The organism is Streptomyces deserti (assembly GCF_054782695.1).
The window spans coordinates 65,016-91,343 of record NZ_BAAGRZ010000022.1 but is presented as its reverse complement, the minus strand read 5'-3'; the positions used below and the strand labels follow the sequence as shown (position 1 = coordinate 91,343).

The following is a 26,328-nucleotide window of genomic DNA, read 5'->3' as shown; positions in this document are numbered from 1 at the left end:
AGGGCGACGGAGCCCCCGGGACCACGGGCGGCCTCATCCCGTCCGGACCGCCCAGCGGCGGGTGAGCACCCACTCGGCGCTCGGCACGGCGGCCGCCCGCCAGGAGTCCCCCGCCTGCTCCGGCACGTACACCGGGGCGTCCGCGGCCATCGGCAGCACCTTCAGCCGCAGGCCCTCGGTGCGCGGCGCCCCGCCGGGGAGCCGGTCGAGGCCGATGTCCCAGACCCGCCCCGAGAAGAACTGGTCGGCGACGAGCGTGCCGCCGACGTACGCCCGCGCCAGGTCCCCGGTCCAGCGCAGCCGCAGCAGGACTCCGCCCGGGTCGTGCGGCAGGTCCTCCGGTATGTCGACGTCGTACTCGGCGGCCAGGGCGTCGACGTGCTGGTCCGCCGGTACGCTCGCCCGCCCCAGCACACCGGTGACGGGCTCGGGCGCCTCACCGGCCGGCCGTACGAGAGTGACCCGCGCGGCAGCCGGGTGCAGGGCGTCGGCGGGCTCGACCGTGTAGCGGGTGAAGACCCCGTCCGCCGCCTCCCGCACGGCCGCCCCGGCCACCAGCGGGGCCCGGTCCGGCGCGGGCAGCACCGCGAACGACGGCCGCGCGGCCGTGCTGTGCAGCCGTACCTCGTCACCGTCGAAGACGACGCCGTCACCGGACAGCACCAGCCGCTGTGCTCCCCAGGCGACACCCCGGTAGGCGGTCCGCGCGGTCGCCGCGTCCAGGACCAGCAGGCCGATACGTCCGCCGTCGGCCGTGTCCACCTCGACCAGGGCGTCGGTGCCGGGGCGCAGCCCGGTCACCAGCACGCGGCCGTCGACGCGGGTGACATCCCCCGAGGGAGCGCGGACCGACGCCACCGTGCCCGCGTCCAGGGCCAGTTCGGGGGCGATGCCGTCCGTGGCGGCCAGTACCAGGACCGTCCGCCCGTCCGCGTCGACGGTGCACACCGGCTGCGCGGTGGCCCACTCCAGCCGCAGACCGGCGACGTCGAGCCGGAGCGGCCAGCAGAAGTAGGCGCCGGAGGGGACGGTGACAGGGGTGCTGGGCAGGGTCAGCGCGGGGGCGTCCGGGAACTCGACCGTGAACGTCTCGCCGAGCGGCGCCTGGAAGTCGTACGTCAGGACGGGCAGGTCGTTGGGGTAGCCGGTGGCGTGCGACTGCCCGGAACACCCGTTCATGCCGGCCGGTGTGGTCGGGACGCCCGCGACCGGCATACGTCGGTCCCGGACCCGGCGCGGCCGGATCCCGCATCTCCCGCTCGGCCGCATCGCCGGTGCGCCACTGCTGCTTGCCGCGGCGCAGGGCGCCGACCCGCTCCTCGTGTGTCCGGGAGGTGCGACCGGCCAGGTGCGCGCGTTGCTTCGACGCCCCGGTCGTCTCGCCCCGGGCGCTCGGAGTCGTCCCGGCCTCCTGCGCTTCGCGGGCCGCCGTCGCACGTTGCTGTCGTCGTCACGTTGTCGTGGTCACGTAGTCGTGGTCACGTTGGCGTGGTCAGCGGTCGAGTTCCTCCTGCACCGGGGGCTTGGGCACGTCCCGCAGGTGCTGGGACTGGCCGGGCTTGCCGCCCGCGCGGGCCTGCTCGGCGCGCTGCGCGGGGCTCAGGCCGAGGTCGGAGTCCGGGTCCACCCGCACCGACCGGGCCACCTCCTCCTTGTTGGCGTAGCCCTCCGGCGGAATGCCGCGCAGCGCCGCGACGACCTCCTCGGAGGCGCCCGCCCTGCGTGCGGCGTCGATCAGTTCGTCCTTGCTCGCCGGGAAGCGGACGTCCTTGATGGCGTCCACCACGTCCCGGGCGCTCGTCGTGTGGGCCATGACTGCCTCTTTCCATGGATCATGCGGTGTTGTTCCGGGTATCCACCGGTGGCGCGGTCCTCACCCCGGCGGCCACCCAGGTCACTCCTGACGCCGGGGGACCCGCCCGCTCAGTTTCCGCTGGCTTTCGCTCGACCCTCACGGACAGGCAGGCCGACCATGACGGACCCACTCGACAGCAAACCAGCGGCCCGGCAGCTCCAGGTGGAGACGCACGGCCTGGACGTGATCGGGGACGCCGAGCGCAAGGGCACCCCCCGGACCCTGTTCTGGCCGTGGTTCGGCGCCAACGTCTCCGTCCTCGGACTGAGCTACGGCGCGTTCGTGCTCGGCTTCGGGATCTCCTTCTGGCAGGCACTGATCGCCGGAGTGACCGGCATCGTCTTCTCGTTCCTGCTGTGCGGCCTCGTCGCGGTGGCCGGCAAACGCGGCTCCGCGCCGACGATGGTCCTCAGCCGCGCCGCCTACGGAGTGCGCGGCAACCGCCTGCCCTCGGTGATCTCCTGGATGCTGACCGTCGGCTGGGAGACCGTGCTGTGCGCCCTGGCCACCCTGGCCACGGCCACGGTCTTCGGACGGCTCGGCTGGGGCGGCGGCACGGAGACCAAGGTGGTCGCCCTGATCCTGGTCAGCGCCCTGACCGTCGTCGTCGGCGTCATGGGCTTCGACCTGATCATGCGGCTGCAGACCGTGATCACCGTGGTCACGGGCGTCCTCACCCTCGCCTACGTGGCGCTCGTCGCCGACCACGTGCACTGGAGCACCGTCGGCGCGATCCCGTCCGGCTCCGCCCAGGAGTTCATCGGCGCGCTGGTGTTCATGATGACCGGCTTCGGCCTCGGCTGGGTCAACGCCGCCGCCGACTACTCCCGCTATCTGCCGCGCACCTCCTCCAGCCGGGGCGTGGCCGGCTGGACCGCCTTCGGCGCCTCGCTCGCCCCGCTGCTCCTGCTGGTCTTCGGGCTGCTGCTGGCCGGCTCCTCCAGCACCCTGAACGCGGCCGTCGCCGCCGACCCGATCGGCGCGCTGACCACGATCCTGCCCACCTGGTTCCTGGTGCCGTTCGCCGTGGTCGCGGTGCTGGGGCTGGTCGGCGGCGCGGTCCTCGACATCTACTCCTCGGGCCTGGCCCTGCTCTCCGCGGGCCTGCGGATACCCCGCCCGCTGGCCGCCCTCGTCGACGGCCTCCTGATGATCGCGGGCGCGGTGTACATCGTGTTCTTCGCCGACGACTTCCTCGGCCCGTTCATGGGCTTCCTGACGACCCTGGGCGTGCCCATCGCCGCCTGGTGCGGCGTCATGCTCGCCGACCTGGCCCTACGCCGCCGCGCCTACGACGAGAGTGACCTGTACCGCCCGCGCGGCCGCTACGGCGACGTACCGTTCGCCCCGCTCCTGCTCACGCTCGCCGCCACCGCCGTCGGCTGGGGGCTGGTCACCAACTCGGCCGCCGGCTGGCTGGACTGGCAGGGCTATCTGCTCGGACCAGTAGGCCTGGGCGGCCGCACCGGCTCCTGGGCGTACGCCAACCTCGGCGTCCTGGCCGCCCTCGCCCTCGGCTTCCTCGGCACCCTGGCGTTGCGGCGCGGACAGGTCCGCCGCCAGGAGGAACTGCCCGCGAGCCCCGCAGAGACGGAAGCGCCGGTCGTATGAGTGACCCCGTCGGACGGCTCGCCGTCATCGACATGCAGCACGTCTTCGCCGACCCCGCGAGCCCCTGGGCGGCCCCCCGGTTCGCCGCGGCGGCGGCCGGCGTACGGCGCCTGCTACTGGCCTTCGCCAACCACGTCACCTTCACCCGTTTCGTGCCGCCCGCCGAACCGGTCGGCGCCTGGCGGGCCTACTACGAGCAGTGGTCCTTCGCCCGCCGGCCGCCGGACGACCCGCTGTGGCGGCTGACCGACGAGTTCGCCGCCCGGGCCCTGCATGTCCTGGACGCCCCGACCTTCGGCAAGTGGACCCCGGAACTCGCCGAGCACGTCGGCCCGCAGGGCCGCCTGGTCCTGGCCGGCGTCAGCACCGACTGCTGCGTGCTGTCCACGGCCCTCGCCGCCGCCGACGCGGGCGTCGAGGTGCTGGTCGTCGCGGACGCCTGCGCGGGTGCCGACGACGACTCCCATGCCAAGGCGCTGCAGATCATGGACCTGTACCGGCCGCTGGTCCGGGTGACGACCGTCGCGGAACTGCTGGGGGAGTCGGCATGAGTGACACCGGGACCCGCCTGGCCCCGCTCGGCGGAGGCAGATCCCCTGATCATCATCAGAACCTCATGGGTCACGGAGGATTGCCCCGGACCCGACCGGGTACGCGAGGCAGAACGCGCCCGGGAGCGATCATGTCCCGGGCGGGCCGCTCAACCTTCGCTACCAGGGAAGCTGCCATGGAGACACCCGCCAACAACGCCCCGACGCCCGCCCAGCGCGCCCTGGACGTGCTCGCTGAGAACACCGAGGACCAGGCGGCGCTGGACGCCCTGGCCAACAGCGACGTACTCATCCCCGTGCCCGACGACGCGAGCGACGAGGACGCCGCCAGCCCCACGGCGGTGGCGCTGCCGGTGCTGGAGCAGCCGGGCGGCGAGCCGGTGGTGCCCGTGTTCACCTCGGAGACGGAGATGGCCGACCTGCTGCCGTTCGTCTCCCGCTACCGCCTCGTGCCCCTCGGCGCCCTCGCCGCGCAGTGGCCCGCCGACGACCTGTCGCTCACCATCGACGGCAGCTCGTCCCACCGTCTGACACTGACCTCGGAGGGGGTACGCACCCTACTGGCGCGCCCGCAGCACTGACGGGCCGCATTCCGCGGGGCCGCCCTACTCGGCCGGTGCCCCTTCGCCCAGCGTGCGGGCCAGCGCGGCCCGCTGCAGCGGGAGCACCCGGGCGTGCAGGTCGCGGCCCTCGCGCGTGAGGGCGACCCAGACGCCGCGCCGGTCCTCCACGCACACGGACCGCGTCACCAGGCCGTCCTTCTCCAGTCGCGCGATGAGGCGGGACAGCGCGCTCTGGCTGAGATGCACCCGCCCCACCAGGTTCTGCACCCGGCACTGGGCGCCCTCCTCGGGCGCCGCGGTCGCCAGGATGTCCAGCACCTCGAAGTCGGACGCGCCCAGACCATGCGGATGCAGTGCGCGGTCGATCTCGCACATCGTGCGCGCGTGCACCGACAGGATGTCCCGCCACCGCTCCTCGAGCCGCGCGCCGGCCGTCTTCGCTGCCATACCCGAACGGTAACACCGGAACGGCCATTCGATGAACGTGCAACTACTGTCGGGCGACGACCGCTCGGCAGGTCAGGCGGCGCCCCCAGTGCGCGGTCGGCGCCTGCGTGCAGCCACCCTCCCGCGCGCTACGTGGACTCCCGCTTCACCAGCTCCGTCGGCAGGATCACCGCTGCCGGATCCTCCCCGCCGATCTGGGCGAGCAGCACCCGCACCATCTCGGCACTGATCCGGTCCCAGGGCTGCCGGATGGTGGTGAGCTCGGGGCTGGAGGCCAGGGCGGCGGGGGAGTCGTCGAAGCCGCCGACCGCGACGTCCTGCGGGACCAGCCGCCCGGCCCGGTGCAGCGCCGTCAGCACGCCCTGCGCCATCAGGTCGGACGCGACGAACACCGCGTCGATGTCGGGGGCCTGGGCCAGCAGCCGCTCGGCGCCCGCCTCACCGCTGGCCCGGCTGTAGTCGCCGGAGACGATGAGCTTGTCGTCGATCGCGACGCCCGCCTCGGTGAGGACCTCCTTGTAGCCGGCGAGACGCTCGACACCGCCGGGCGTGTCCAGCGGGCCGGTCACCATGCCCACCCGGCGCCGCCCGAGCGACAGCAGGTGGCGGACCATGTCCCGGGCGCCGTCCCGGTCGTCGGCGGCCACGTAACTCACCTTGGAGCCCAGCCCGATCGGCTTGCCGCACGCGACCAGCGGCACGCCCGCCTCGCGCAGCTGCTCGGCGACCGGGTCCCCGGAGTGGCTGGAGACCAGCAGCACCCCGTCGACGTGTCCGGCGGTGATGTACCGCGTGATGCGCCGTCGTTCGTCCTCGGTGCCCGCCAGCATCAGCAGCAGCGGGATGTCGTGCGCGGCCAGCGCCTGCGTGCAGCCACGCAGCAGGACGTTGAAGTTGGGGTCCTCGAAGAAGCGCTCCTGCGGCTCCGTCAGCAGGAAGCCGATCGAGTCGGAGCGCCCGGTGATCAGGGAGCGGGCGTGCCGGTTGACCACGTACCCCGTCTTGCGGATCGCCGCGTTGACCGCCTCCTGGGCGGCCGGACTGACGTAGTGGCCGCCGTTGAGCACGCGCGAGACGGTGCCGCGCGAGACACCCGCCTCGCGCGCCACGTCGTGGATCGTCGGCGGCCTGCGCCTGCCCCCCGTGTTGCTCATGGTCATGACTTTACGGCCCCGGACAGCAGATCCAGGCTCCAGAACCGCTGGATGACCAGGAAGAGAGCGACCAGCGGCAGCACCGCGAGGAACGCGCCCGTGATCACCAGCGTGTACAGCGCCGGCGTGTTGGCGCCCTGTTCGAGGAGTGTGTACAGGCCGAGCGTGATCGGGAACTTCTCGTCGTCGCTGAGCATGATGTACGGCAGCAGGAAGTTGTTCCAGATCGCGACGAACTGGAACAGGAACACCGTCACCATCCCGGGGATCATCATCGGCAGCGCGATCCGCGTGAAGATCCGCCACTCGCTCGCCCCGTCCATCCGCCCGGCCTCCACCACGTCGGCGGGCACGGCCGCGGCGGCGTAGATCCGCGACAGGTAGACGCCGTACGGCGACAGGATCTGCGGCAGCAGCACCGACAGGTACGAGTCCGTCAGGTCGGCCTTCGCCAGCAGCAGGTACTGCGGGACGGCCAGGATCACCGGCGGCATCAGCACACCCGCGAGCAGGACGTTGAACATCGTCTCGCGGCCCCGGAAGCGGTAGGTCGCCAGCGCGTAGCCGCTGAACGCCGACACGCACGCCGACAGCAGCGCGCCGAGACCGGCGTACAGGGCGGAGTTGCCCATCCACTCCCAGTACACGCCGTCGCGGTAGGCGCTGAGGTCCGAGAAGTTGTCGGCGAAGCCGGTACCCGGCAGGAACGTGAACGTGGAGAACAGCTCACGGCCGGATTTGGTGGCCGCGATGATCACCCAGGCGACCGGCAGCAGGCAGTAGACCGCGCCGAGCAGCAGCGTGATCGTCGGGACCAGCGCGATCCGGCGGCGCAGCGGCGGGCGGTCCTGGGCGGTGCCGGGCGTGGTGCCCGCCGCCGGCTCGGCCTTGCCGATGACGAGAGAACTCATCGTCCCGCCTCCTGCTTCTGACGACGGTTCGCGGCCCGCAGGAAGCCGAAGGACAGCAGCAGCGTGGCCAGGGCGATGATCGTGGCCTGGGCGGCGGCCGCGTAGATGTCGCCCTTGCCGAAGGCGTCCTGGTACACCTTCATCAGCGGACTCCAGGTGGTGGACACGGAGTTGGTGAGCGGCTTCAGTGTGGTCGGCTCGTTGAACACCTGGAGCGTCGCGGTGATCGAGAAGAAGAAGGTCAGCACCAGCGAGGGCGCCACCATCGGAATCTTGATCTTCAGGGCGATCTGCAGCGGGGTGGCGCCGTCCAGCTTCGCCGCCTCGTACACCTCGGCCGGGATGGCCTGCAACGAGGTGTAGATGACGATCATGTTGAAGCCGGTGCCGCCCCAGATCGCGATGTTCGACAGGGCCAGGTACAGCGGGCCACCGTCCAGCAGGTCGGGCTGCGGCAGGCCCAGCCTGTCGAGCACGAAGTAGAAGGGGCTCACGTCCGGCAGGTACAGAAAGCCCCACAGCAGGGCCGCCACCACGCCGGGGACGGCGTACGGCAGGAAGATCGCGAGCCGGGTGAAGGGGGCGAGCCGCACCTTCTCGGAGTCGAGCATCAGCGCGAACAGCAGGGCCAGGCCCAGCATCACCGGGACGACGACGCAGCCGTAGCCGAGCACGCGCAGCGCGCCGTGCAGCAGCTCGCTGTCGGAGAGGGCGTCGGTGTAGTTCTCCAGGCCGGCCCAGACCTCCCTGCGGGCGCCGGAGCCGAGGCCCAGGCCCGAGACCTTCACCTTGCGGAAGCTGAGCCAGACCGCGTAGCCGATGGGCAGTGCGAAGAACAGCGCGAAGAGGACGGTTGCGGGGAGGAGGAAGACATAGGGGGCGCTGCGCGCTCGTTTGAGGGTGGCGGTGGGAGACGGGTGGGCGTACGGGGCCCCCTCGACCCCGTACGACCTCCGGCGTGCCGTGCTTTTCACCGAGCGACCTCGAAGCCCTGCTTCTTCATGTCGGCGACCGTGTCGTCCTGCATCTCGTTCAGCGCGGCGACGAAGTCCGACTTGTTCTTCGCGGCGGCACCGAAGGCGTCCTTGAAGGTCGTGTAGGCGACGTTGACGTTCGGGCCCCACGCGGAGGGCGCGGTGGTCTCGGCGATCTCGGCGGCCTTGGTGTAGAAGTCCGCCTGGTTGGAGAAGTAGGCCGGCGGCTCGAGGAAGGCGCCGGACGTCTGGGCGTTCGTGGCGGCCGGGTAGATGCCGCTCTCCTTCGCCAGCGCGTTGAGGGCCTCACCGTCGGTGTTCAGCCAGGCGGCGAACTTCGCGGCGGCCTCCTGGTGCTTGGAGTCCGTGGTGACGGCGGTGGAGGAGCCGCCCCAGCTGCCGGTGACGTTCTCGCTCTCGGACCACTGGGGGAGCGGGGCCATGGCCCACTTGCCCTTGGTGTCGGGCGCGGCCGTGGTCAGCGTGCCCGGCGCCCACACCGCGCTGACCCAGGCGATCTGCTTGCCGGTGTTGAGCGCCTTGTTCCAGGCCGGGGTGTACATCGGCTGGTTGTCGATGGCGCCCTCCTTGACGAGACCGCCCCAGAACTCGGCGACCTTCTTCGTCGCCTCGTCGTTGATGCCGACCTTCCACTTCTCGCCCTCGGTCGTCCACCACTTGGCGCCGGCCTGCTGGGCCAGGCCCGCGAAGAGGCCGGAGTCGTTGGCGGAGAAGGTGGTGAGGTCCTTGTCCGGGGCCTTCTTCTTCAGCTCACGGGCGGTCTCGGCGAACTCGTCCCAGGTGGCTGGGACCTTCAGGCCGTACTGCTTGAACAGGTCCTCGCGGTAGTAGAACATCATCGGCCCGATGTCCTGCGGGACCGCGTAGACCGCGTCCGTGCCCAGCGTGGTCTGCTGCCACACGCCGTCGGCGAACTTGTCCTTGGCGTCGCCCACGTGCTTCGAGATGTCCGCGAGCGCGTCGTTGCTGACCAGCGTGGGCAGCGCCTGGTACTCGGCCTGCACCAGGTCGGGCGCCTTGCCCGCCTTGTGCGCGGTGAGGATCTTGGTGACCAGCGTGTCGCCGGACGCCTGCTTCTTCACCGTGACGGTGATCTGGTCCTTCTTGCCCTGGCCCTTGTTCCACAGGTCGACGACCTTGTCCATGCCGGGCGTCCAGGTCCAGTACGTCAGCGAGACCGGGCCCGACTGGGCCTCGCTGTCGTCGTCGGGCGAGCCGCAGGCGGCGAGGGCGGTGGCGCCGAGCGCGATGGCGACGGCGGAAGTCACGAGGCGACGGCGCTTCGTGTACGGCATGGAGTTCTCCCCTGACCTGGGCCCCCGCCTGCTGCGGGGACCTGCCATGCAGATGTGCGCTGACCTGGGTCCCGCCCGTCGCGAGGCCCTGTCATGCTTCTGTGAGCGTTCACAGTAGAGAAACATCCCGGACACTTGTCAATGGTTGTTGCTGTGCGGTTATGTTGGGCTCCGCACCGCGCCGTTGTGTGTGCACGTTCCCAATTGATCGATCAACCGGGAGAGAATCCATGCCGGAGACCACCCCCAGGGGCCTCACCAGGCTCGCCTTCGGTGGGGACTACAACCCCGAGCAGTGGCCGGAAAGCGTCTGGCACGAGGACGTCCGGCTGATGCGGGAGGCCGGCGTCACCATGGTGAGTGTCGGCATCTTCTCCTGGGCGCTCCTGGAGCCCTCGCCCGGGGTGTACGACTTCGGCTGGCTGGACCGGCTGTTCGATCTGCTGCACGACAACGGCATCCGTGTCGACCTGGGCACGCCCACGGTGGCCCCGCCCGCCTGGTTCTACCGCGCCCACCCCGAGGCGCTGCCCGTGACGGCGGAGGGCGTGCGCTACGAGTTCGGCTCCCGCGCCGCGATCTGCCACAGCAACGCCGACTACCGTACGGCCGCCGCGACCATCACGACGCGGCTCGCCGAGCGCTACGGCAGCCACCCCGCGCTCTCCATGTGGCATGTGCACAACGAGTACGGCGTCCCGGTCTCGGCCTGCTACTGCGACTCCTGCGCCGCCCACTTCCGCCGCTGGCTCGCGACGACGTACGGCACGGTCGACGCCGTCAACGAGGCCTGGGGCACCGCCTTCTGGGGCCAGCGCTACGCCGGCTTCGAGCAGATCAACCCGCCGCGCCTGACGCCCACGGTCGGCAACCCGGCCCACGCGCTGGACTACAAGCGCTTCGCCGACGCCACCATGCGCGAGAACTTCTGCAGGGAGCGGGACATCCTGCACCGCCTCTCGCCCGGCATCCCGGTCACCACCAACTTCATGACCGCGCTCAGCCAGTGCGACTCCGTCGACTACTGGGCCTGGGGCCGCGAGGTCGACATCGTCACCAACGACCACTACCTCATCACCGACGGCCGCCGCACCCAGGTCAACCTCGCGATGGCCGCCGACCTCACCCGCTCGGTGGCGGGCGGCGCCCCCTGGCTGCTGCTCGAACACTCCACCTCGGGCGTCAACTGGCAGCCCCGGAACCCGGCCAAGGCGCCCGGCCAGATGGCCCGCAACTCCCTGGCCCACGTGGCGCGCGGCTCCGAGGGCGTCATGTTCTTCCAGTGGCGGCAGTCCCGGCGCGGCGCCGAGAAGTTCCACTCGGCGATGCTGCCGCACGGCGGAACCGACACGCGGGTGTGGCGCGAGGCCGTCGAACTCGGCGCCTTTCTCGACTCGCTGGCACAGATCCGCGGCACCCGAACCGAGGCCGACGTGGCGATGCTCTGGGACTGGCACTCCTGGTGGGCGCAGAACCTCCCCTGGCGCCCCAGCGAGGACCACGACGCCCGCGAACGCGCCGACGCCTTCTACGAGACGCTCTACGATCGCCACCTCACCGTCGACTTCGCCCACCCGGAAGCCGACTTGTCGAGGTATCCCCTTGTCGTCGTTCCCGCGCTGTACCTGATGACTCAGGCGGCCGGGAACAACGTGCGCGAGTACGTCCGGAACGGCGGCACCCTCGTCGTCTCGTACTTCTCCGGCATCGTCGACGAGCACGACGCCGTCCATGAGGGCGCATATCCGGGCGCCCTGCGGGACGTGCTCGGCCTGACGGTGGAGGAGTTCTCGCCGCTGCTGCCCGGCGAGCGGGTGCGGATCAGCGGCCCGGACGGCTCCGAGCTCGCCGCCGACGTGTGGACGGAGTTCGTGGTGCCGCGCGGTGCCGAGACCGTCTGGACGTACGCCGACGGCCTGACCGCCGGCCACCCGGCCGTCACCCGTCACCGCCTCGGCGAGGGCACCGCCTGGTACGTCTCCACCCGCCTGGGCGCCGACGGCCTCGACGCCCTGCTCGGCCGGGCGATCGAGGACGCGCGGCTCGCCCCGCGCGCCGACCTGCCCCGGGACGTCGAAGTCGTCCGCCGCACCGGCGAGTCGGGCCGCTACCTGTTCGCCATCAACCACACCGCCACCGACGCCAAGGTGCCGCTGGACACCCCCGGCACCGAGTTGCTGACCGGTGAGCGCGCCGCGGGCCGCCTCGCGGTCCCGGCCGGAGCCGTCCGGGTCGTGCGACTCGGCGGCTGAGCCGACTCCCCTCCACCCGTGTGAGCCGCGAGCCGCGGGCGGAGGGGCTCCTCCCGCCGCCATGGCGGGAGGCACCCCCATCCCCTTACGTCGAAGGGACGACGGACGACGATGTTCCATCCCAGACGCACCCTCAGGGCCCTGCTGCTGCCGCTCGCAGCGGGTCTCGCCCTCACCGCCCTGCCCGCCACGACCGCCCAGGCCGCCAGCACCCTCACCAACGGCGGCTTCGAGGCCGACGGCGCGGGCGCGGCCACCCCCAGGGACTGGTCGGAGTACGGCTCGAGTGCCGCCTCGTTCGTCGAGTCCGGCGGCCACAGCGGCAGCTACCGGCTGAGCCACTGGGCGTCCTCCGCCTACAAGGTGGAGACGTACCAGTACCTGTCCGGGCTGACGAACGGCACCTACAAGCTCACCGCCTGGGTCCGTTCCGGCGGCGGGCAGAACGCCGCGTACATAGCCCTGAAGAACTGCGGAGGCGCCGAGCAGCGCACCAACCTGCCGGTCTCGGCCAGCGGGTGGATCCGGATCGTCGTGCCGGTCAATGTGACCAACAACCAGTGCACGATCAGCATCAACAGTGACGCGAACGCGGGCAACTGGATCAATGTCGACGACCTGACCTTCACGTCCGGTACGTCGGGTACGTCGATCAAGGGTGCCGACATCTCGTCGCTCGCCAAGAGCGAGGCCAAGGGCGGGGTGTACCGGACCAGTTCCGGCTCCACCGCCGACGCGCTCGGCATCCTCAAGTCCTCCGGCATGAACTACGCCCGCCTGAAGGTCTGGGTGAACCCGGCCGACGGCTACAACAACAAGGCACGCGTCCTGGCCATGGCCAAGCGCATCAAGGCGCAGGGCATGAAGCTGCTGGTCGACTTCCACTACTCGGACACCTGGGCCGACCCGGGCGCCCAGTCCAAGCCGGCCGCCTGGGCGGGCCATTCGTACAGTCAGCTCAAGACGGACGTGTACAACCACACGTACGACGTGTTGAACGCCTTGAAGGCGCAGGGCACCACCGCCGACATGGTCCAGGTCGGCAACGAGATCAACGGCGGCATGCTGTGGAACGAGGGATCCACGTCCAACTGGTCGCAGCTCGCCGGACTGCTCAACAGTGGATACGACGCCGTCAAGGCGGTCAACTCGTCCACCACCGTCGCGCTGCACCTCGCCAAGGGCGGTGACCTGTCCGGCACCCGCTGGTGGTTCGACAGCGCGGTCTCCAACGGGGTGAGGTTCGACGCGATCGGCCTGTCGTACTACGGCTACTGGCACGGCACGCTGGCCGAGTTCCAGACCACCCTCGACGACGCGGCCTCCCGCTACGGCAAGCCGGTCTTCGTCGCCGAGACGGCCTACCCGTTCCGCCTGGACAGCGAGGACGCGCACGAGAACATCATCAACACCACCGACGAGCTGGTCTCCGGCTACCCGGCGACCGTGGCCGGGCAGACCCGGTGGATGAACGACGTGGCCAGCATCGTGGAGGCCGTCCCGAACGGCCGCGGCCTCGGCGTCTTCTACTGGGAGGCGACCTGGACCGCCGTCAACGGCAACGGCTGGGACCCGACCGACGCCTCCTCCGGCAACGGCTGGGAGAACCAGGCCCTGTTCGGCTACGACGACCGGGCGCTGTCGTCCATGTCGTGGTTCAGTCACCGCTGACCCGGGCCGGCCACCGCTGACCCGAGCGCTCAAAGGGCCCGGCCGCACCCGCGCGGCCGGGCCCTCGCCCGTCATCCGGCGGGCCGAACGGCCCTTTTCCCCAAGGCCGTTCGGTACCGGACAAGGGCCGCGGAGTCCCGGACAAAGGGTCGCGGAGTCCCGCACCGCATGGCATCGGCTGCGGGACAGTGGGAAGACGCAAGAGGAGGGAACCCGGGCGAAGGGGCACGAGATGCTGAGGACTCCCGCCGGTGAGACGCGTCGGGACATCCTGGAGTGGCTCAAGGATCCCGGCCTCGCCCGGGACGGCGTCACCGCCGACGCCGTCGCCGCACGGTTCGGCCTGTCCCCCGCGGTCGCCGCCACCCACCTCCGGCTGCTCGCGGCCGTCGGTCTGCTGCGCACCAGCAGGCGCGCGGACCGCCTCCACTACCGGCGCGACGAGATGCGTGTCGCCGAGGTCGCGCGCCTGTTTGAGAAGGGCTGGTAGAGGCACTGGAGGGCGTCATGGACCGACCCTCGGCTCTCGTCCCGCTCCGGTACGTCGCGATCGGCGGCCTCGGCCCCGAGGACGTCGTCACCGATCCCCGCGGGCGCGTGCTGACCGGCGTGGCGGACGGCCGGACGGTGGGCTGTTGGTGTGCGACGCCGAGCGCGGCCTGCTGCGCGTCGACCTCGGCGACGGCACCGTCCGCGTCCTCGTGGACATGGTGGCGGGGGAGCGGCTGCGGTTCTGCAGCAACGTCACCGCCCTGTCCGACGGCAGCGTCTGCTTCACCGTCTCCAGCCGCCGCCACCCCCTGGAGCACTGGATCGGCGACATCGTCGAACACACCGGAACCGGCCGCCTCCTGCGCCTGCCACCCGGCGGCGACACCCCGGAGGTACTGCTGGAAGGCCTGCAGTTCGCCAACGGACTCGCCCCCAGCGACGACGAGTCCTTCCTGATCGTCGCCGAGACCGGCGCGTACCGGCTCACCCGCTACTGGCTCACCGGGCCACGGGCCGGACGCGGCGAGCCGCTCGCCGAGCACCTCCCGGGCATGCCCGACAACCTCTGGCGCGGCGCACCCGGCGGACCCGTCTGGGTGGCGCTGGCCGCACCCCGCGTCCCGCCCCTGGACCTGCTGCACCGAGCCCCGCACGCCGTGGGCCGCACCGCCGCCCGCGCGGCCGTGCACGCCCCCTTCCGCCCCGGCGGCAGGATCGGCGTCCTCGCGGTCGACGACGACGGACACGTCGTCCACCACCTCACCCGCGGCCACTCCGGCTTCCGCATGGTCACCGGCGTGTGCGAGGCCGGCGGCCACCTCGTCCTGGGCAGCCTGTGGGAACGCGGCGTGGCGGTCTGCGAGGCGCCCGCCGCGAAGTGACCCGGACCCTCTCCGGCGTTACCCTGTTGACCGGTCGCGATCACCTCGCGGCGCGGTGGTGGGGCCCGCCGTACCCGAACCGCGGCACCGGTGCCGCCAACGGTCCCTACTTGCGATGGAGCGCGCCCGCGTGCCCGGGCCCCGGCGAGTAGGAGACGTACGACATGACAACCCCGGAAGGGGAGAGCCTCCGTATCCCGACACCCCCCGCGCGGCCACCCGCCTGGCGTGCCCAGGCGCCCGTCGTCGCGGTGGTCGCGGCCGGCGGGGCGGTGGGGGCCGCCGCCCGGTACGCGGCCTCCCTGTGGTGGCCTTCGGCAGCGGGCGCATTCCCCTGGACGACCTTCTGGGTCAACGTCGCCGGCTGCGCCGTGATCGGCGTGTTCATGGTGGTCATCACCGAGATCCGGCCCGCGCACCGCCTCCTCCGCCCCTTCGTCGGCACCGGCGTCCTCGGCGGTTTCACCACCTTCTCGACGTACGCCGTCGACAGCCAGCAACTCCTCGACCACGGCCGGACCGGCACGGCACTGGCCTACCTCGCCGCGACCCCGCTCGTGGCCCTCACGGCGGTGTGGCTCGCGGCCACGGCGACCCGCCGCGTCCTGAAGAGGAGGCACCCATGACAAGGCTGACCGGCCGCGCCCTGCGCGTCACCGTCTTCGTCGGCGAGCACGACACCTGGCACCACCGGCCCCTCTACTCGGAGATCGTCCACCGGGCCCATACGGCGGGCCTGGCGGGCGCCAGCGTCTTCCGGGGCATCGAGGGCTTCGGCGCCTCCTCCCTGATCCACACCTCGCGGCTGCTGTCCCTCAGCGAGGACCTCCCGGTGGCGGTCGTCATCGTCGACACCGAGGAGCGCGTACGGTCCTTCCTGCCGCAGCTCGACGAGCTGGTCACCGAGGGCCTCGTGGTCCTCGACGACTGCGAGGTCATCCGGTACGTCGGCCGCGAAGCACGCGCGGCCGGGGAAGGGAGCCCGGCCGAGGAAGCAGGCTCGGACAAGGAAGCAAGCGCGGACGAAACGGACGCGAAGGGTAAGAGGTCGTTGTGAACTGGCTGCTGGTCGTCGCGGGTGCCATGGTCGGCGCGCCGCTCCGCTACCTCACCGACCGCGCGGTGCAGTCCCGGCACGACTCGGTCTTCCCCTGGGGCACGTTCACGGTGAACGTCGTCGGCTGTCTGGTCCTCGGCCTGCTGACCGGCGCGGCAGCGGCGGGTGCGGCGAGCTCCCACCTGCGGTTGCTGATCGGCACCGGGCTGTGCGGGGCCCTGACGACGTACTCGACCTTCTCGTACGAGACGCTCCGGCTGACCGAGACGGGGGCGCGTGGCTACGCGGCCGTCAATGTGCTGGCGAGCGTGGCGGCCGGCCTGGGGGCGGCGTTCGCGGGCCTGGCGCTGGCCCGGGGGATCTGGGCGTAGGCATCAGCAGGCGTCGCTCTTGCCCGCGTGTAGTAGGACGGCCCCTGTCATGCAGTAGGACGGTCCTCCCCGCAGGCCCCTGAGCAGAACTGGATCCCATGAGCGTCATCACCGTCGGTCAGGCCGTCGTCCTCGGAGCAGTCGAGGGGGTGACCGAGTTCCTGCCCGTCTCCTCCACCGGCCATCTGAAGATCGTGGAAGGGCTGATGGGAATCCCCGTCGACGACCACGCCGTCGTCGGCTTCTCGGCCGTCATCCAGGTCGGCGCGATCGCCGCCGTGCTCGTGTACTTCTTCAAGGACATCGTGCGGATCCTCTCCGCCTGGTTCCGCGGGCTGGCCCGCAAGGAGGAGCGGTACCACCACGACTACAAGTTCGCCTGGTGGGTGATCTGCGCGACCCTCCCGATCGTCGCCGTCGGCCTGGCCGCCAAGCCGCTCATCGAGGGTCCGCTCGCCTCCCTGTGGGTGGTGGCCGGCTCGCTGATCGCCGGCAGCGGTGTCATGTGGGCCGCGGACCAGATGGGCCGCCACAAGCGCGGCGAGGACGACACGTCGTTCAAGGACGCGATGCTGGTCGGCAGCTCCCAGATCCTCGCCCTGCTCTTCCCCGGCTTCTCCCGCTCCGGCGCCACCATGTCCACCGCCCTCATCCTCGACCTCGACCGCGTGACCGCCACCCGCCTCTCCTTCTTCCTCGGCATCCCGGCCCTGACGGGCGCCGGCCTGTACGAGCTGAAGGACGCCCTGGGGGCCGGAGTGGGGGCGGCCCCGCTGGCCGCCGGCACGATCGTGTCGTTCGTCGTGGCCTACGCCTCCATCGCCTGGTTGCTGAAGTTCATCGCCAAGCACTCCTTCAACGCCTTCGTGATCTACCGGATCGTGGTCGGCGTCCTGCTGTTCGGGCTGCTGGCCACGGGGGCACTGAGCAACTGACCCCTTCCGCGGGAAGTCGTCATTCAGGCTTCCCGCGCCCTGAATCATTTCTTTCAGGCCCCTTGACAGTCACCTCACGTCACCCGCAGGATCACCCCGTGAACCTGTCAGACAGCCAGACAGGTGGTGCGGGGCCGCGGCGCGTCAGCGCGATGGAAGCGGTGCTCTCCCACCTCCGCGGCGCCATCGAGCGCGGCGAGTACGCCATCGGCGACAAGCTCCCCTCCGAGGCGGAGCTGTGCCGCACCCTGGAGGTCTCCCGGCCCGTGCTGCGCGAGGCCCTGCGGGCGCTGCAGACCATGGGCCTGACCGTGTCCAAGACCGGCAAGGGCACCTTCGTCGTCGCCAGCACCGTCGAGGACCCCACCTTCGGCGACTACGCGGCCAGCGACCTGCTGGAGGTGCGCCGCCACGTCGAGATCCCGGTCGCCGGGTACGCGGCCCGGCGCCGCACCCCGGAGAACCTCGACCACCTGGCCCACCTGCTGGAGCGGATGGAGCGGGAGACGGACACCACCGCGTGGGTCGCGATGGACACCCTCTTCCACCTGGCCGTGGCCGAGGCCGCCCAGAACCCGGTGTTCCGCCGGGTCATCGAGGAGATCCGGGACGCGCTGGCCCGCCAGTCCGCCTTCCTCAACGAGCTGGGCGGCCGCCGCGAGCAGTCCAACCGCGAGCACCAGGCGATCGTCGAGGCCCTGATCGACGGCTGTGCACATGACGCGGAGGAAGCGATGGCCCATCACATCGACCGCGTCGAGACGACCCTCACCGACATCGTGCGCCCCGCGCGCACGGACATCCCCACGGAAGGCGGACCCGAGGCGTGAGCGAGCAGTCCCTGCACGAAGAGGTGCGCGAACCCACCGGTCACGTCGACGCCGGAGACGCGGGCTACAGCAAGTCCCTCAAGTCCCGGCACGTCAACATGATCGCCATCGGCGGCGCCATCGGCACCGGCCTCTTCCTCGGCGCGGGCGGCCGCCTCGTCGACGCCGGCCCGTCCCTCTTCATCGCCTACGCGGTCTGCGGCGTCTTCGCGTTCCTGGTCGTGCGCGCCCTCGGCGAACTCGTCCTGTACCGGCCGTCCTCGGGCGCCTTCGTGTCGTACGCCCGGGAGTTCCTGGGGGAGAAGGGCGCGTACACCGCGGGCTGGATGTACTTCCTCAACTGGGCGACCACCGGCATCGCCGACATCACCGCGGTGGCCACGTACACCCACTACTGGGGCATGTTCTCCGACATCCCGCAGTGGGTGATCGCGTTGATCGCCTTGACCGTGGTCCTCGCCGTCAACCTGATCTCGGTCAAGATATTCGGCGAGCTGGAGTTCTGGTTCGCCATCGTCAAGGTCGGCGCCCTCGTCGTCTTCATGTGCATCGGCATCTTCCTGCTCGTCACCCAGCACCCGGTCGACGGCCACACCCCGGGCCCGTCCCTGATCACCGACAATGGCGGCGTCTTCCCCAACGGCCTGCTGCCCATGCTGCTGATCATCCAGGGCGTCGTCTTCGCCTACGCCTCCGTCGAACTGGTCGGCGTCGCGGCCGGTGAGACCGAGAACCCCGAGAAGATCATGCCGAGGGCGATCAACTCGATCATGTGGCGGGTCGGCCTGTTCTACGTCGGCTCGGTCGTCCTGCTGGCGATGCTGCTGCCCTGGAACAAGTACAGCGCGGGGGAGAGCCCCTTCGTGACCGTGCTGTCCAACATCGGCGTCCCGGCGGCCGGCGGCGTGATGAACCTCGTCGTCCTCACCGCGGCCATGTCCTCGCTCAACTCCGGCCTGTACTCCACCGGCCGCATCCTGCGCTCCATGGCGATGGCCGGCTCCGCGCCGAAGTTCACCTCCGTCATGAGCCGCAGCAAGGTCCCGTACGGCGGCATCCTGCTGACCAGCGGCTTCTGCGTGCTCGGCGTCGGCCTCAACTTCGTCGTCCCGGCCGAGGCGTTCGAGATCGTGCTGAACTTCGCCGCGATCGGCATCCTCTCCACCTGGGGCATGATCATGATCTGTCACCTGCTCTTCTGGCAGAAGACCCAGAACGGCGAGCTGACCCGCCCCGGCTACCGGCTGCCGGGCTCCCCCTGGACCGAAGTCGTGACGCTGGCGTTCCTCGCCTCCGTCCTGGTCCTCATGTACGCCGACGGCGGCGCCGGACGCACCACCGTGCTGTGCCTGCCGCTGATCGTCGCGGCGCTGGTCGCCGGATGGTTCGCCGTCCGGGGCCGTGTCGCACGCACCTCCACCCGGGCCGACGCGTGACCCGCGTGCCCGGCCACCCCAACCCACCAGTGATACAGGCAGCGATGTACAGCAGTTCCCTCGCGGACGCACCCCTGATCCGTGAACCCCTCCACGCCCCCGTCGCCCACCTCATACGCGGCGGGGTGGTGGAGGGCATCCACTACGGCTCCGTCGTCGTCCTCGGCGCCCACGGCGAGGTCCGGCTCCAACTCGGCGACATCGAGGCCGCCTTCTACCCCCGCTCCGCGCTCAAGCCGGTCCAGGCCGTCGCCATGGTCCGGGCCGGGCTCCCGCTCGACGGCGAGCTGCTGTCGCTGACCGCGGCCAGCCACTCCGGCGAGGAACGCCACCTCGCCGGCACCCGGCGCATCCTCGAACTGGCCGGGCTCACCGAGGACCACCTGCGCAACGTCCCGGACCTGCCGTTCGACCCGGTGGTCCGGGACGCCTGGGTGCGCGAGGGCCGCCCGCCCTCCCGGCTCGCCCAGAACTGCTCCGGCAAGCACGCGGCCATGCTCTACACCTGCGTGCTCAACGGCTGGTCCCTGGACGACTACCTCGACCCCGCCCACCCGCTTCAGCAGGCCATCGCCGAGATCGTCGAGGACCTCACCGGGCAGCGCATCGCCCGGGTGACCGTCGACGGCTGCGGCGCCCCCCTGTTCTCGATCTCCCTGCACGGCCTGGCCCGCGCCGCCGCCCGCATCACCGCCGCCGCGCCCGGCACCCCCGAGGCCCGCGTCGCCGACGCGATGCGCGAGCACGCCGAGATGGCTTCCGGCTCCGGCCGGGACGTGGCCGCGCTGATGCGGGCCGTACCCGGGCTGCTCACCAAGGACGGCTTCGAGGGCGTCCAGGTCGCCGCCCTGCCCGACGGCCGCGCCGTCGCCGTGAAGATCGCCGACGGCGCCAACCGGGCGCGCATCCCGGTGGCCGCGGCCGCCCTCGCCCGGGCCGGGGTCGACCCGGCCGCACTGGCCGAGTTCGCGGGGGAGCCGCTGCTCGGCGGCGGCGAACCCGTCGGCAGCGTACGGCCGGTCCGCGCGCTCGATCCGCTGCCCTGGCTCACCCGCACCGCTGTTTGAGGCTCATCCGCACCGCCGTCTGAGACGCACCCGCACCACTGCCTGAGGCTCATCCGCACGGCGTCTGAGACCCACCCGCACCGGCGTCTGAAACTCATGCACCCCGCCGTCTGAAACTCCTTCACACCACCCTCCGAGAGAAGGCCCGCACCGCCATGACCGCCGCAGCCACCCGTAGCGAGCACGACCTGCTCGGCGATCGCGACGTCCCCGCCGACGCCTACTGGGGCATCCACACCCTGCGCGCCACGGAGAACTTCCCCATCACCGGCACGCCGATCTCCGCCTACCCGCACCTCATCGACGCCCTGGCCGCCGTCAAGGAGGCCGCCGCCCTCGCGAACGAGGAACTCGGCCTGCTGGAGCCGCGGAAGGCCGCCGCGATCGTCGAGGCCTGCCGTGAGATCCGCGACGGCAAGCTGCACGACCAGTTCGTCGTCGACGTCGTCCAGGGCGGCGCCGGCACCTCCACCAACATGAACGCCAACGAGGTCGTGGCGAACCGGGCGCTGGAGCTGCTGGGCCACGCCAAGGGCCAGTACCAGCACCTGCACCCCAACGAGGACGTCAACCTCGGCCAGTCCACCAACGACGTCTACCCCACCGCCGTGAAGATCGCGACGGTGTTCGCGGTGCGCGGCCTGCTCAAGGCCATGTCCGTCCTGCAGGACGCCTTCGCGCGCAAGGCGGTGGAGTTCCGCGACGTGCTGAAGATGGGGCGCACGCAGTTGCAGGACGCGGTACCGATGACGCTCGGGCAGGAGTTCTCCGCGTACGCCGTCATGCTGGACGAGGACCGCAGCCGCCTCGCGGAGGCCGTCGAGCTGATCCACGAGATCAACCTCGGCGCGACCGCGATCGGTACGGGCCTCAACGCCCCCGCCGGATACGCCGAGGCCGCCCGCCGCCACCTCGCTGCCCTCACCGGGCTGCCGCTGGTCACCGCCGCCAATCTGGTCGAGGCCACGCAGGACTGCGGCGCGTTCGTGCAGATGTCCGGCGTCCTCAAGCGGATCGCCGTCAAGCTGTCCAAGAGCTGCAACGACCTGCGCCTGTTGTCCTCCGGCCCGCGCGCGGGCCTGGGCGAGATCAACCTGCCGCCCGTACAGGCCGGTTCGTCGATCATGCCCGGCAAGGTCAACCCGGTGATCCCGGAAGTCGTCAACCAGGTCGCCTTCGAGGTGATCGGCAACGACGTCACCATCACCATGGCCGCCGAGGCCGGACAACTCCAGCTCAACGCCTTCGAGCCGATCATCCTGCACTCCCTGTCGGAGTCCATCACGCACCTGCAGAGCGCCTGCCTCACCCTGGCCGAGCGCTGCGTGTCCGGCATCACCGCCAACACCGAGGCCCTGCGCGCCACCGTCGAGAACTCCATCGGCCTGGTCACCGCCCTCAACCCGCACATCGGGTACACGGCCGCCACCGACATCGCCAAGGAAGCCCTCGCCACCGGCCGGGGCGTGGCCGAACTCGTCCTGGAGAAGGGCCTGTTGCCCGCCGAGACGCTCGCCGACCTGCTGCGGCCGGAGGTCGTCGCGGGCAGCGGCCAGGCCCTCGCCTGAACCGCACACCCGTCATCAGGACCGGCGCGGAGAGAGAATGGTGATCATGACATCGTCGCTGACCTTCCAGCCGGTCCTGGAGCGCATCGCCGAGGAGATCGAGCGGACCCCCGGCCGCGGCCGGCCCGCCGACTACATCCCGGCGCTCGCGGCCTGCGACCCGCGCCGCTTCGGCATGGCCGTCGCCGAGCTGGACGGCACGGTGTACGGGGTGGGGGACTGGCGGCAGCCGTTCTCCGCTCAGTCCATCACCAAGGTCTTCACCCTCGCCCTCGAATTGGCCCGCGAGGGCGACGCCCTGTGGGAGCACGTGGGCCGCGAGCCCTCCGGCAACCCCTTCAACTCCCTGGTGCAGCTGGAGTACGAGGACGGCATTCCGCGCAACCCGTTCATCAACGCCGGTGCCCTCGTCGTCACCGACCGGCTGCACACCCGTACCGGCGACGCTGCGGGCGAACTCCTCGCGTTCCTGCGCACCGAGAGCGGCAACCCGAACCTCACCTTCGACAAGGAGATCGCCGCCTCCGAGTCCGCCCACGGCGACCGCAACGCCGCCCTCGCCCACTTCATGGCGTCCTACGGCAACATCGACAACCCGGTGCCGGTCCTGCTCGACCAGTACTTCCGCCAGTGCTCGATCGCCGCGTCCTGCGCCGACCTGGCGCTTGCCACCACCTTCCTCGCCCGGCACGGCGTCCGCGCCGACGGCACCCGCCTGCTCACCCGCAGCCAGGCCAAGCAGGTCAACGCCATCATGCTGACCTGCGGCACGTACGACGCGGCCGGTGACTTCGCCTACCGCGTGGGCCTGCCCGGCAAGAGCGGTGTCGGCGGCGGCATCATCGCCGTCGTCCCGGGCCGCTGCACCCTGTGCGTGTGGAGCCCGGGGCTGGACGAGCGGGGCAACTCGGTGGCGGGCGTGGCGGCGCTGGACCGCTTCACGACGCTGACCGGGCTGTCGGTGTTCTGAGGGCCCGGGCTCACGAACCGTTGCACTCGCTGTTGTCCCCGCCGGACAGGCACTGCGAGTGCGGTCCGCTGTAGCCGGGCTCCGGAGCCGGCGGATGGTCCTGGCGGGACTCCTCGGCCTGTCCGAGCACCGAGGCGAGCAGCAGCGTGAGTCCGGCCACGACCTGGACGACGGCGGTGACGTACGCCTTGCCCCGTCCCGCCAGGAACGCCGTGCCCAGGAAGACGGCGCTCACGACGGCGAGCGTCACGGCGACCGGGGTGAAGCTCACGTCCGTGTTGTCACCGCCGAAAAAGGCGAAGCCGGCCGCGTTCATGCTCCACAGGTACGCCACCAGCGCCACCACGGCGTCCGCCCCGAGCAGCAGGAGCGCGAGGAACACGTCCGCCACCGGGTGCGGACCAGTCCGCTCGGAGCCGGATGCACCGGGCCTGCCGGACGCGTCGGATGTGCCGGAGGGGACGGTCATGACACCAGACTCACCCCCCACCGGCCCCGCGTCCTGAGTACGGATACTCAACATCCGCTCCACTTACCTGCGGTCAGTGCAGCTAATGCAGTTGTGAGCAAACACGGTCACGGGTGAAGATCCTCCGCATGTTCTCGCGCAAGCACCGCCGCCCCAAGTCCCCCGAACTGCTCAAGGCCTGGCAGAGCCTGGACGAAGGGGACGTCCACGGTGCCCTGCGGCAACTCCGGCACGGCACCGACACCCTGCCCCTGGAGGAGGTCGCCCTCGTGGTGGCCCGGGCCGCCGGCATGACGGGTTTCGCCGACCTCCAGGAAGCCGCCACGACCCTGTCGGCCCACCCCGGCAAGGCGCGCCCGCTCTACGACTTCGGATACGCCTGCATCGAGCGGGGCGTGTCCTACCTGGCGATCCCCGCGCTGCGCGAGGCGCTGCGGCTGGCGGCGGGCGCACCCCCGGTGCTGCGGGAACTGGTCTCGGCCTACGAAGACGAGGGCCGGCACCGTGAGGCCGCCGACGTTCTGCTGGCCCACGAGGACGGCTTCGCCGACTGGCCCGACCGCTACCTGCTGGTGTTCAACGCGCTCATGGCGGGCGACCTGGCCCTCGCCCGCCGCCAGCACGCCCTGCTGCCCGACCCGGACGACGAGATGTGGCAGCCCGCGCAGGCCCGCCAGCGCCGCACGCTGGAACGGGCGGCCGTCGCCGAGCAGGCCGGTCCGCTGGACCTGACCGACCTGCGCGGCTGGCAGTACGTCATCGGCGGCACCGTCCTCGGCACGCTCTCCCCGTTCGGTTTCGACGCGGGCATGACCGGCCGGTACGCCTGGCTTCAGGACACCCACGCAGGCTGCCTGCGGGGCCTGCTGCGCCTGAAGACCGTGCTCGACGCGGCCGAGGTACGGCCCGAGACGGTGTCCCTGCTGCCCGACCGCGGCAGCCGCATCCTGGGCCTGGCCGCCGCCGAGGTGCTCGGCCTCCCGGCGCGGCCCTTCGAGCCCGGCCTGGGAAACACCGTCGTCGTCGCCTACGACCTGAACGACCTGGCCGCGGAGGACGGCGGCCCCGAGCTCATCGGGCAGCTGTTCCACCGGGCACCCGGCCAGGTGCTCCACGAGCACGCGAGCTGCTGGACCGACCCGCCGGCCGTCACCCCGGACAGCGTGGCGCTGCTCCACCAGTCGGCGGTGGCACCGTGGGGAGCGGGACTGCGGCAGAGCGCCGACGGCGGCGTCGAACGGGGCGAGCCCGACGACCGGCCGGAGGCGGAGATCGCCGCCGAGATCGTGGCCGCCGACCCCGCCCCGGACGAGGGCGACGGGGAGACCCCCGCCGACCCGGACACACGGCTCACCGACTTCGTCACGGCCGTCCGCGGCACCTGGCTGCAAGGCGACCGGGCCGCCCTGAAGACATCCGGACCCGTGCGGAGTTCCCGGTTCCTCTGACCGGCCCGACGCGATCACACGTCGGTCACCCGCACGCTTCCGACCGGAGAGGGGAGCGTCGCTTTCCGGCCACCCGGCGTTGACACGCTGCCCGAGTGTTGGCCATGGCTTTTCCCGTCGATCTCCGCCGCTGCCAGATACTCGGTCTGGCCGGCACCGCCTTTCTCGCGCTGGGTGGTGAGACGGCCGGAGCCCTGCCCGTCCGCGAGCTCCTCGCCCCGGCCTCCGCCCGCGCCGCCCTCGGCCTGGTCGGCGTGTACTTCGGCCTCGTCCTGCTGATCGCGGCCTGGGTGCTGCTGGGGCGGCTGGTGCGTGGCCCCGAGCCGCCCACGCCGCGTGCCCTGCTGCTGGTCCTCGCCGCCTGGGCGGCGCCCCTGCTGCTGGCGCCGCCGCTGTTCAGCCGGGACGTCTACAGCTATCTCGCGCAGGGCGCCATGGTCGAGGCCCACATCGACGTGTACGCGCACGGCCCGTCCCGGCTCGGCGGGCCGCTCGCCGACGAGGTCGCCCCGCTCTGGCAGCACACCGGCGCCCCGTACGGGCCGGTGTTCCTCGCCGTCGCCGCCGCCCTGTCCGACCTGACCCGCGGCACACTGGCCGCCGGCCTGGTCGGCATGCGGCTCGTCGCCCTGGCCGGCGTGGCACTGATGGCGGCCGCGCTGCCGCGTCTCGCCCGGCACAACGGCGCCGACCCCTCCGCCGCGCTCTGGCTCGGCGCCCTCAACCCGCTCGTGCTGCTGCACCTGGTGGCGGGCGCCCACAACGACGCCATCATGCTCGGTCTGCTCGGCGCCGGCCTGGTCGCGGCCCTGGGCCGGTGGCCGGTGCTCGGCGCCGTCCTCGTCACGCTCGCCGCCCTGGTCAAGGCACCGGCCGTACTCGGGCTCGCCGCGGTCGTCGCCCTCCAGATACACGCGGGCCACCGCCCCGCACCAGCCGTCCTGACCACGGGCGCGGCGGCCGCCGCCACCACCGTCGCCGCGACCGCCGCCGCAGGCACCGGATACGGCTGGATCAGCGCCCTCAACACCCCCGTCTCCCCGCAGAACTGGGCCCTCACCAGCCTCCTCGGCCGCGCCACCCGCGCCCTGCTGGAACACCTCGGCAGCGACCTCGCGCCGCTGGCCGTGCCCGCCTGGCACACCCTCGGCGTCGCGACCGCCGTGGTCGCGATCCCCGTCATCTGGCTGCGGCTGCGCCCCCGACCGGTGTACGCGCTCGGCCTGAGCCTGGCCGCGGTGGCCGCCCTCGGCCCGGCGCTCCGCCCCTGGTACGCCCTGTGGGGCCTGTTCCTCATCGCCGCCGCCGCGCCCAGCACATCCGTACGGCACCGGACGGCGGCCGTGACCGGCGTCCTCGCGCTCTCCGTGCTGCCCAGCGGCGGCCCGGCCGACACCGGGCAGCTGGTCCTGGCCGCATCGGGCGGCGCGCTCGCGGTCGTCGTCCTCTGGCAGGCACACCAGGCGGAACTGGCACCGGCGTTGGGACGTACGGCATGA

Annotated in this window: 24 protein-coding genes and 2 pseudogenes; 18 read left to right on the top strand and 8 right to left on the bottom strand. The window is 71.7% G+C overall.

Annotated elements, in window-relative coordinates; translation table 11 throughout:
• Nucleotides 1-33: 33 nt before the first annotated feature.
• A pseudogene (locus ACYVMZ_RS28735) lies at nucleotides 34-1,194 on the bottom strand (beta-galactosidase); the annotation flags it as partial.
• Nucleotides 1,195-1,492: 298 nt separating this feature from the next.
• Entirely contained in the window at nucleotides 1,493-1,813 is a 321-nt protein-coding gene (locus ACYVMZ_RS28730; protein ID WP_461084691.1) for a DUF2795 domain-containing protein, read from the bottom strand.
• A gap of 159 nt (nucleotides 1,814-1,972) precedes the next feature.
• Between ACYVMZ_RS28730 and ACYVMZ_RS28725 the strand changes: the two genes are divergently transcribed.
• The 3 genes from ACYVMZ_RS28725 (at nucleotide 1,973) to ACYVMZ_RS28715 (ending at nucleotide 4,598) form a co-directional block, all read left to right on the top strand.
• The gene (locus ACYVMZ_RS28725; protein WP_461084689.1) at nucleotides 1,973-3,466 is read left to right on the top strand and encodes a purine-cytosine permease family protein; all 1,494 of its coding nucleotides are present in this window, start codon (nucleotides 1,973-1,975) and stop codon (nucleotides 3,464-3,466) included.
• Entirely contained in the window at nucleotides 3,463-4,017 is a 555-nt protein-coding gene (locus ACYVMZ_RS28720) for a cysteine hydrolase family protein (RefSeq protein WP_461084687.1), read from the top strand. Before ACYVMZ_RS28725 ends, ACYVMZ_RS28720 begins: the two co-directional genes overlap by 4 nt.
• Nucleotides 4,018-4,193: 176 nt before the next feature.
• Nucleotides 4,194-4,598, top strand: coding sequence for an SseB family protein (locus ACYVMZ_RS28715; protein WP_461084685.1), 405 nt, complete (start codon nucleotides 4,194-4,196; stop codon nucleotides 4,596-4,598).
• Nucleotides 4,599-4,622: 24 nt separating this feature from the next.
• Here the strand turns inward: ACYVMZ_RS28715 and ACYVMZ_RS28710 are convergent, their stop codons facing one another.
• From ACYVMZ_RS28710 to ACYVMZ_RS28690, 5 genes are all read right to left on the bottom strand, one after another.
• The gene (locus ACYVMZ_RS28710) at nucleotides 4,623-5,027 is read right to left on the bottom strand and encodes a MarR family winged helix-turn-helix transcriptional regulator (protein WP_461084683.1); all 405 of its coding nucleotides are present in this window, start codon (nucleotides 5,025-5,027) and stop codon (nucleotides 4,623-4,625) included.
• Between the two features lie 128 nt (nucleotides 5,028-5,155).
• Nucleotides 5,156-6,187, bottom strand: a complete 1,032-nt coding sequence (locus ACYVMZ_RS28705) for a LacI family DNA-binding transcriptional regulator (protein WP_461084681.1) — start codon at nucleotides 6,185-6,187, stop codon at nucleotides 5,156-5,158.
• Complete coding sequence (locus ACYVMZ_RS28700; RefSeq protein WP_461084679.1) at nucleotides 6,184-7,092, bottom strand: carbohydrate ABC transporter permease; 909 nt, start codon at nucleotides 7,090-7,092, stop codon at nucleotides 6,184-6,186. The genes ACYVMZ_RS28705 and ACYVMZ_RS28700 overlap by 4 nt, the downstream gene beginning before the upstream one ends.
• On the bottom strand, nucleotides 7,089-8,066 hold the full coding sequence (locus ACYVMZ_RS28695) for a carbohydrate ABC transporter permease (RefSeq protein WP_461084677.1): 978 nt from the start codon (nucleotides 8,064-8,066) through the stop codon (nucleotides 7,089-7,091). Before ACYVMZ_RS28695 ends, ACYVMZ_RS28700 begins: the two co-directional genes overlap by 4 nt.
• The gene (locus tag ACYVMZ_RS28690) at nucleotides 8,063-9,382 is read right to left on the bottom strand and encodes an ABC transporter substrate-binding protein (RefSeq protein WP_461084675.1); all 1,320 of its coding nucleotides are present in this window, start codon (nucleotides 9,380-9,382) and stop codon (nucleotides 8,063-8,065) included. The genes ACYVMZ_RS28695 and ACYVMZ_RS28690 overlap by 4 nt, the downstream gene beginning before the upstream one ends.
• 230 nt (nucleotides 9,383-9,612) lie before the next feature.
• Between ACYVMZ_RS28690 and ACYVMZ_RS28685 the strand changes: the two genes are divergently transcribed.
• From ACYVMZ_RS28685 to ACYVMZ_RS28625, 13 genes and pseudogenes are all read left to right on the top strand, one after another.
• Complete coding sequence (locus ACYVMZ_RS28685) at nucleotides 9,613-11,634, top strand: beta-galactosidase (protein ID WP_461084673.1); 2,022 nt, start codon at nucleotides 9,613-9,615, stop codon at nucleotides 11,632-11,634.
• A gap of 111 nt (nucleotides 11,635-11,745) precedes the next feature.
• Nucleotides 11,746-13,305, top strand: coding sequence for a glycosyl hydrolase 53 family protein (locus ACYVMZ_RS28680; RefSeq protein WP_461084671.1), 1,560 nt, complete (start codon nucleotides 11,746-11,748; stop codon nucleotides 13,303-13,305).
• A gap of 232 nt (nucleotides 13,306-13,537) precedes the next feature.
• A complete protein-coding gene (locus ACYVMZ_RS28675) occupies nucleotides 13,538-13,795 on the top strand; it encodes an ArsR/SmtB family transcription factor (protein WP_461084669.1) in 258 nt (85 codons plus the stop codon).
• A 17-nt stretch (nucleotides 13,796-13,812) separates the two neighbouring features.
• Nucleotides 13,813-14,678, top strand: a pseudogene (locus tag ACYVMZ_RS28670) (SMP-30/gluconolactonase/LRE family protein).
• A 164-nt stretch (nucleotides 14,679-14,842) separates the two neighbouring features.
• A complete protein-coding gene (crcB, locus tag ACYVMZ_RS28665; protein WP_461084667.1) occupies nucleotides 14,843-15,304 on the top strand; it encodes a fluoride efflux transporter CrcB in 462 nt (153 codons plus the stop codon).
• Nucleotides 15,301-15,735: a DUF190 domain-containing protein gene (locus tag ACYVMZ_RS28660; RefSeq protein ID WP_461084665.1), complete on the top strand. Its 435-nt coding sequence runs from the start codon at nucleotides 15,301-15,303 to the stop codon at nucleotides 15,733-15,735. Before crcB (ACYVMZ_RS28665) ends, ACYVMZ_RS28660 begins: the two co-directional genes overlap by 4 nt.
• Nucleotides 15,732-16,106 (top strand): fluoride efflux transporter CrcB, encoded by a 375-nt coding sequence (gene crcB, locus ACYVMZ_RS28655; protein WP_461084663.1) that lies wholly within the window; start codon nucleotides 15,732-15,734, stop codon nucleotides 16,104-16,106. The genes ACYVMZ_RS28660 and crcB (ACYVMZ_RS28655) overlap by 4 nt, the downstream gene beginning before the upstream one ends.
• 98 nt (nucleotides 16,107-16,204) lie before the next feature.
• Nucleotides 16,205-17,041, top strand: a complete 837-nt coding sequence (locus ACYVMZ_RS28650) for an undecaprenyl-diphosphate phosphatase (RefSeq protein ID WP_461084661.1) — start codon at nucleotides 16,205-16,207, stop codon at nucleotides 17,039-17,041.
• Nucleotides 17,042-17,193: 152 nt separating this feature from the next.
• The gene (locus ACYVMZ_RS28645) at nucleotides 17,194-17,871 is read left to right on the top strand and encodes a FadR/GntR family transcriptional regulator (RefSeq protein ID WP_461084735.1); all 678 of its coding nucleotides are present in this window, start codon (nucleotides 17,194-17,196) and stop codon (nucleotides 17,869-17,871) included.
• Entirely contained in the window at nucleotides 17,868-19,307 is a 1,440-nt protein-coding gene (locus ACYVMZ_RS28640; RefSeq protein WP_461084659.1) for an amino acid permease, read from the top strand. Before ACYVMZ_RS28645 ends, ACYVMZ_RS28640 begins: the two co-directional genes overlap by 4 nt.
• A 44-nt stretch (nucleotides 19,308-19,351) precedes the next feature.
• On the top strand, nucleotides 19,352-20,374 hold the full coding sequence (locus ACYVMZ_RS28635) for an asparaginase (RefSeq protein WP_461084657.1): 1,023 nt from the start codon (nucleotides 19,352-19,354) through the stop codon (nucleotides 20,372-20,374).
• Nucleotides 20,375-20,529: 155 nt separating this feature from the next.
• On the top strand, nucleotides 20,530-21,942 hold the full coding sequence (aspA, locus tag ACYVMZ_RS28630) for an aspartate ammonia-lyase (RefSeq protein ID WP_461084655.1): 1,413 nt from the start codon (nucleotides 20,530-20,532) through the stop codon (nucleotides 21,940-21,942).
• Nucleotides 21,943-21,979: 37 nt separating this feature from the next.
• Nucleotides 21,980-22,912: a glutaminase gene (locus tag ACYVMZ_RS28625; RefSeq protein WP_461084654.1), complete on the top strand. Its 933-nt coding sequence runs from the start codon at nucleotides 21,980-21,982 to the stop codon at nucleotides 22,910-22,912.
• A gap of 10 nt (nucleotides 22,913-22,922) precedes the next feature.
• On the opposite strand, the gene ACYVMZ_RS28620 is transcribed toward ACYVMZ_RS28625, so the two are convergent.
• The gene (locus tag ACYVMZ_RS28620) at nucleotides 22,923-23,381 is read right to left on the bottom strand and encodes a DUF6234 family protein (protein WP_461084652.1); all 459 of its coding nucleotides are present in this window, start codon (nucleotides 23,379-23,381) and stop codon (nucleotides 22,923-22,925) included.
• Nucleotides 23,382-23,509: 128 nt separating this feature from the next.
• Between ACYVMZ_RS28620 and ACYVMZ_RS28615 the strand changes: the two genes are divergently transcribed.
• Together ACYVMZ_RS28615 and mptB are read left to right on the top strand one after the other, a co-directional pair.
• On the top strand, nucleotides 23,510-24,829 hold the full coding sequence (locus ACYVMZ_RS28615; protein WP_461084650.1) for a hypothetical protein: 1,320 nt from the start codon (nucleotides 23,510-23,512) through the stop codon (nucleotides 24,827-24,829).
• A 104-nt stretch (nucleotides 24,830-24,933) separates the two neighbouring features.
• Nucleotides 24,934-26,328 (top strand): polyprenol phosphomannose-dependent alpha 1,6 mannosyltransferase MptB, encoded by a 1,395-nt coding sequence (gene mptB, locus ACYVMZ_RS28610; RefSeq protein WP_461084648.1) that lies wholly within the window; start codon nucleotides 24,934-24,936, stop codon nucleotides 26,326-26,328.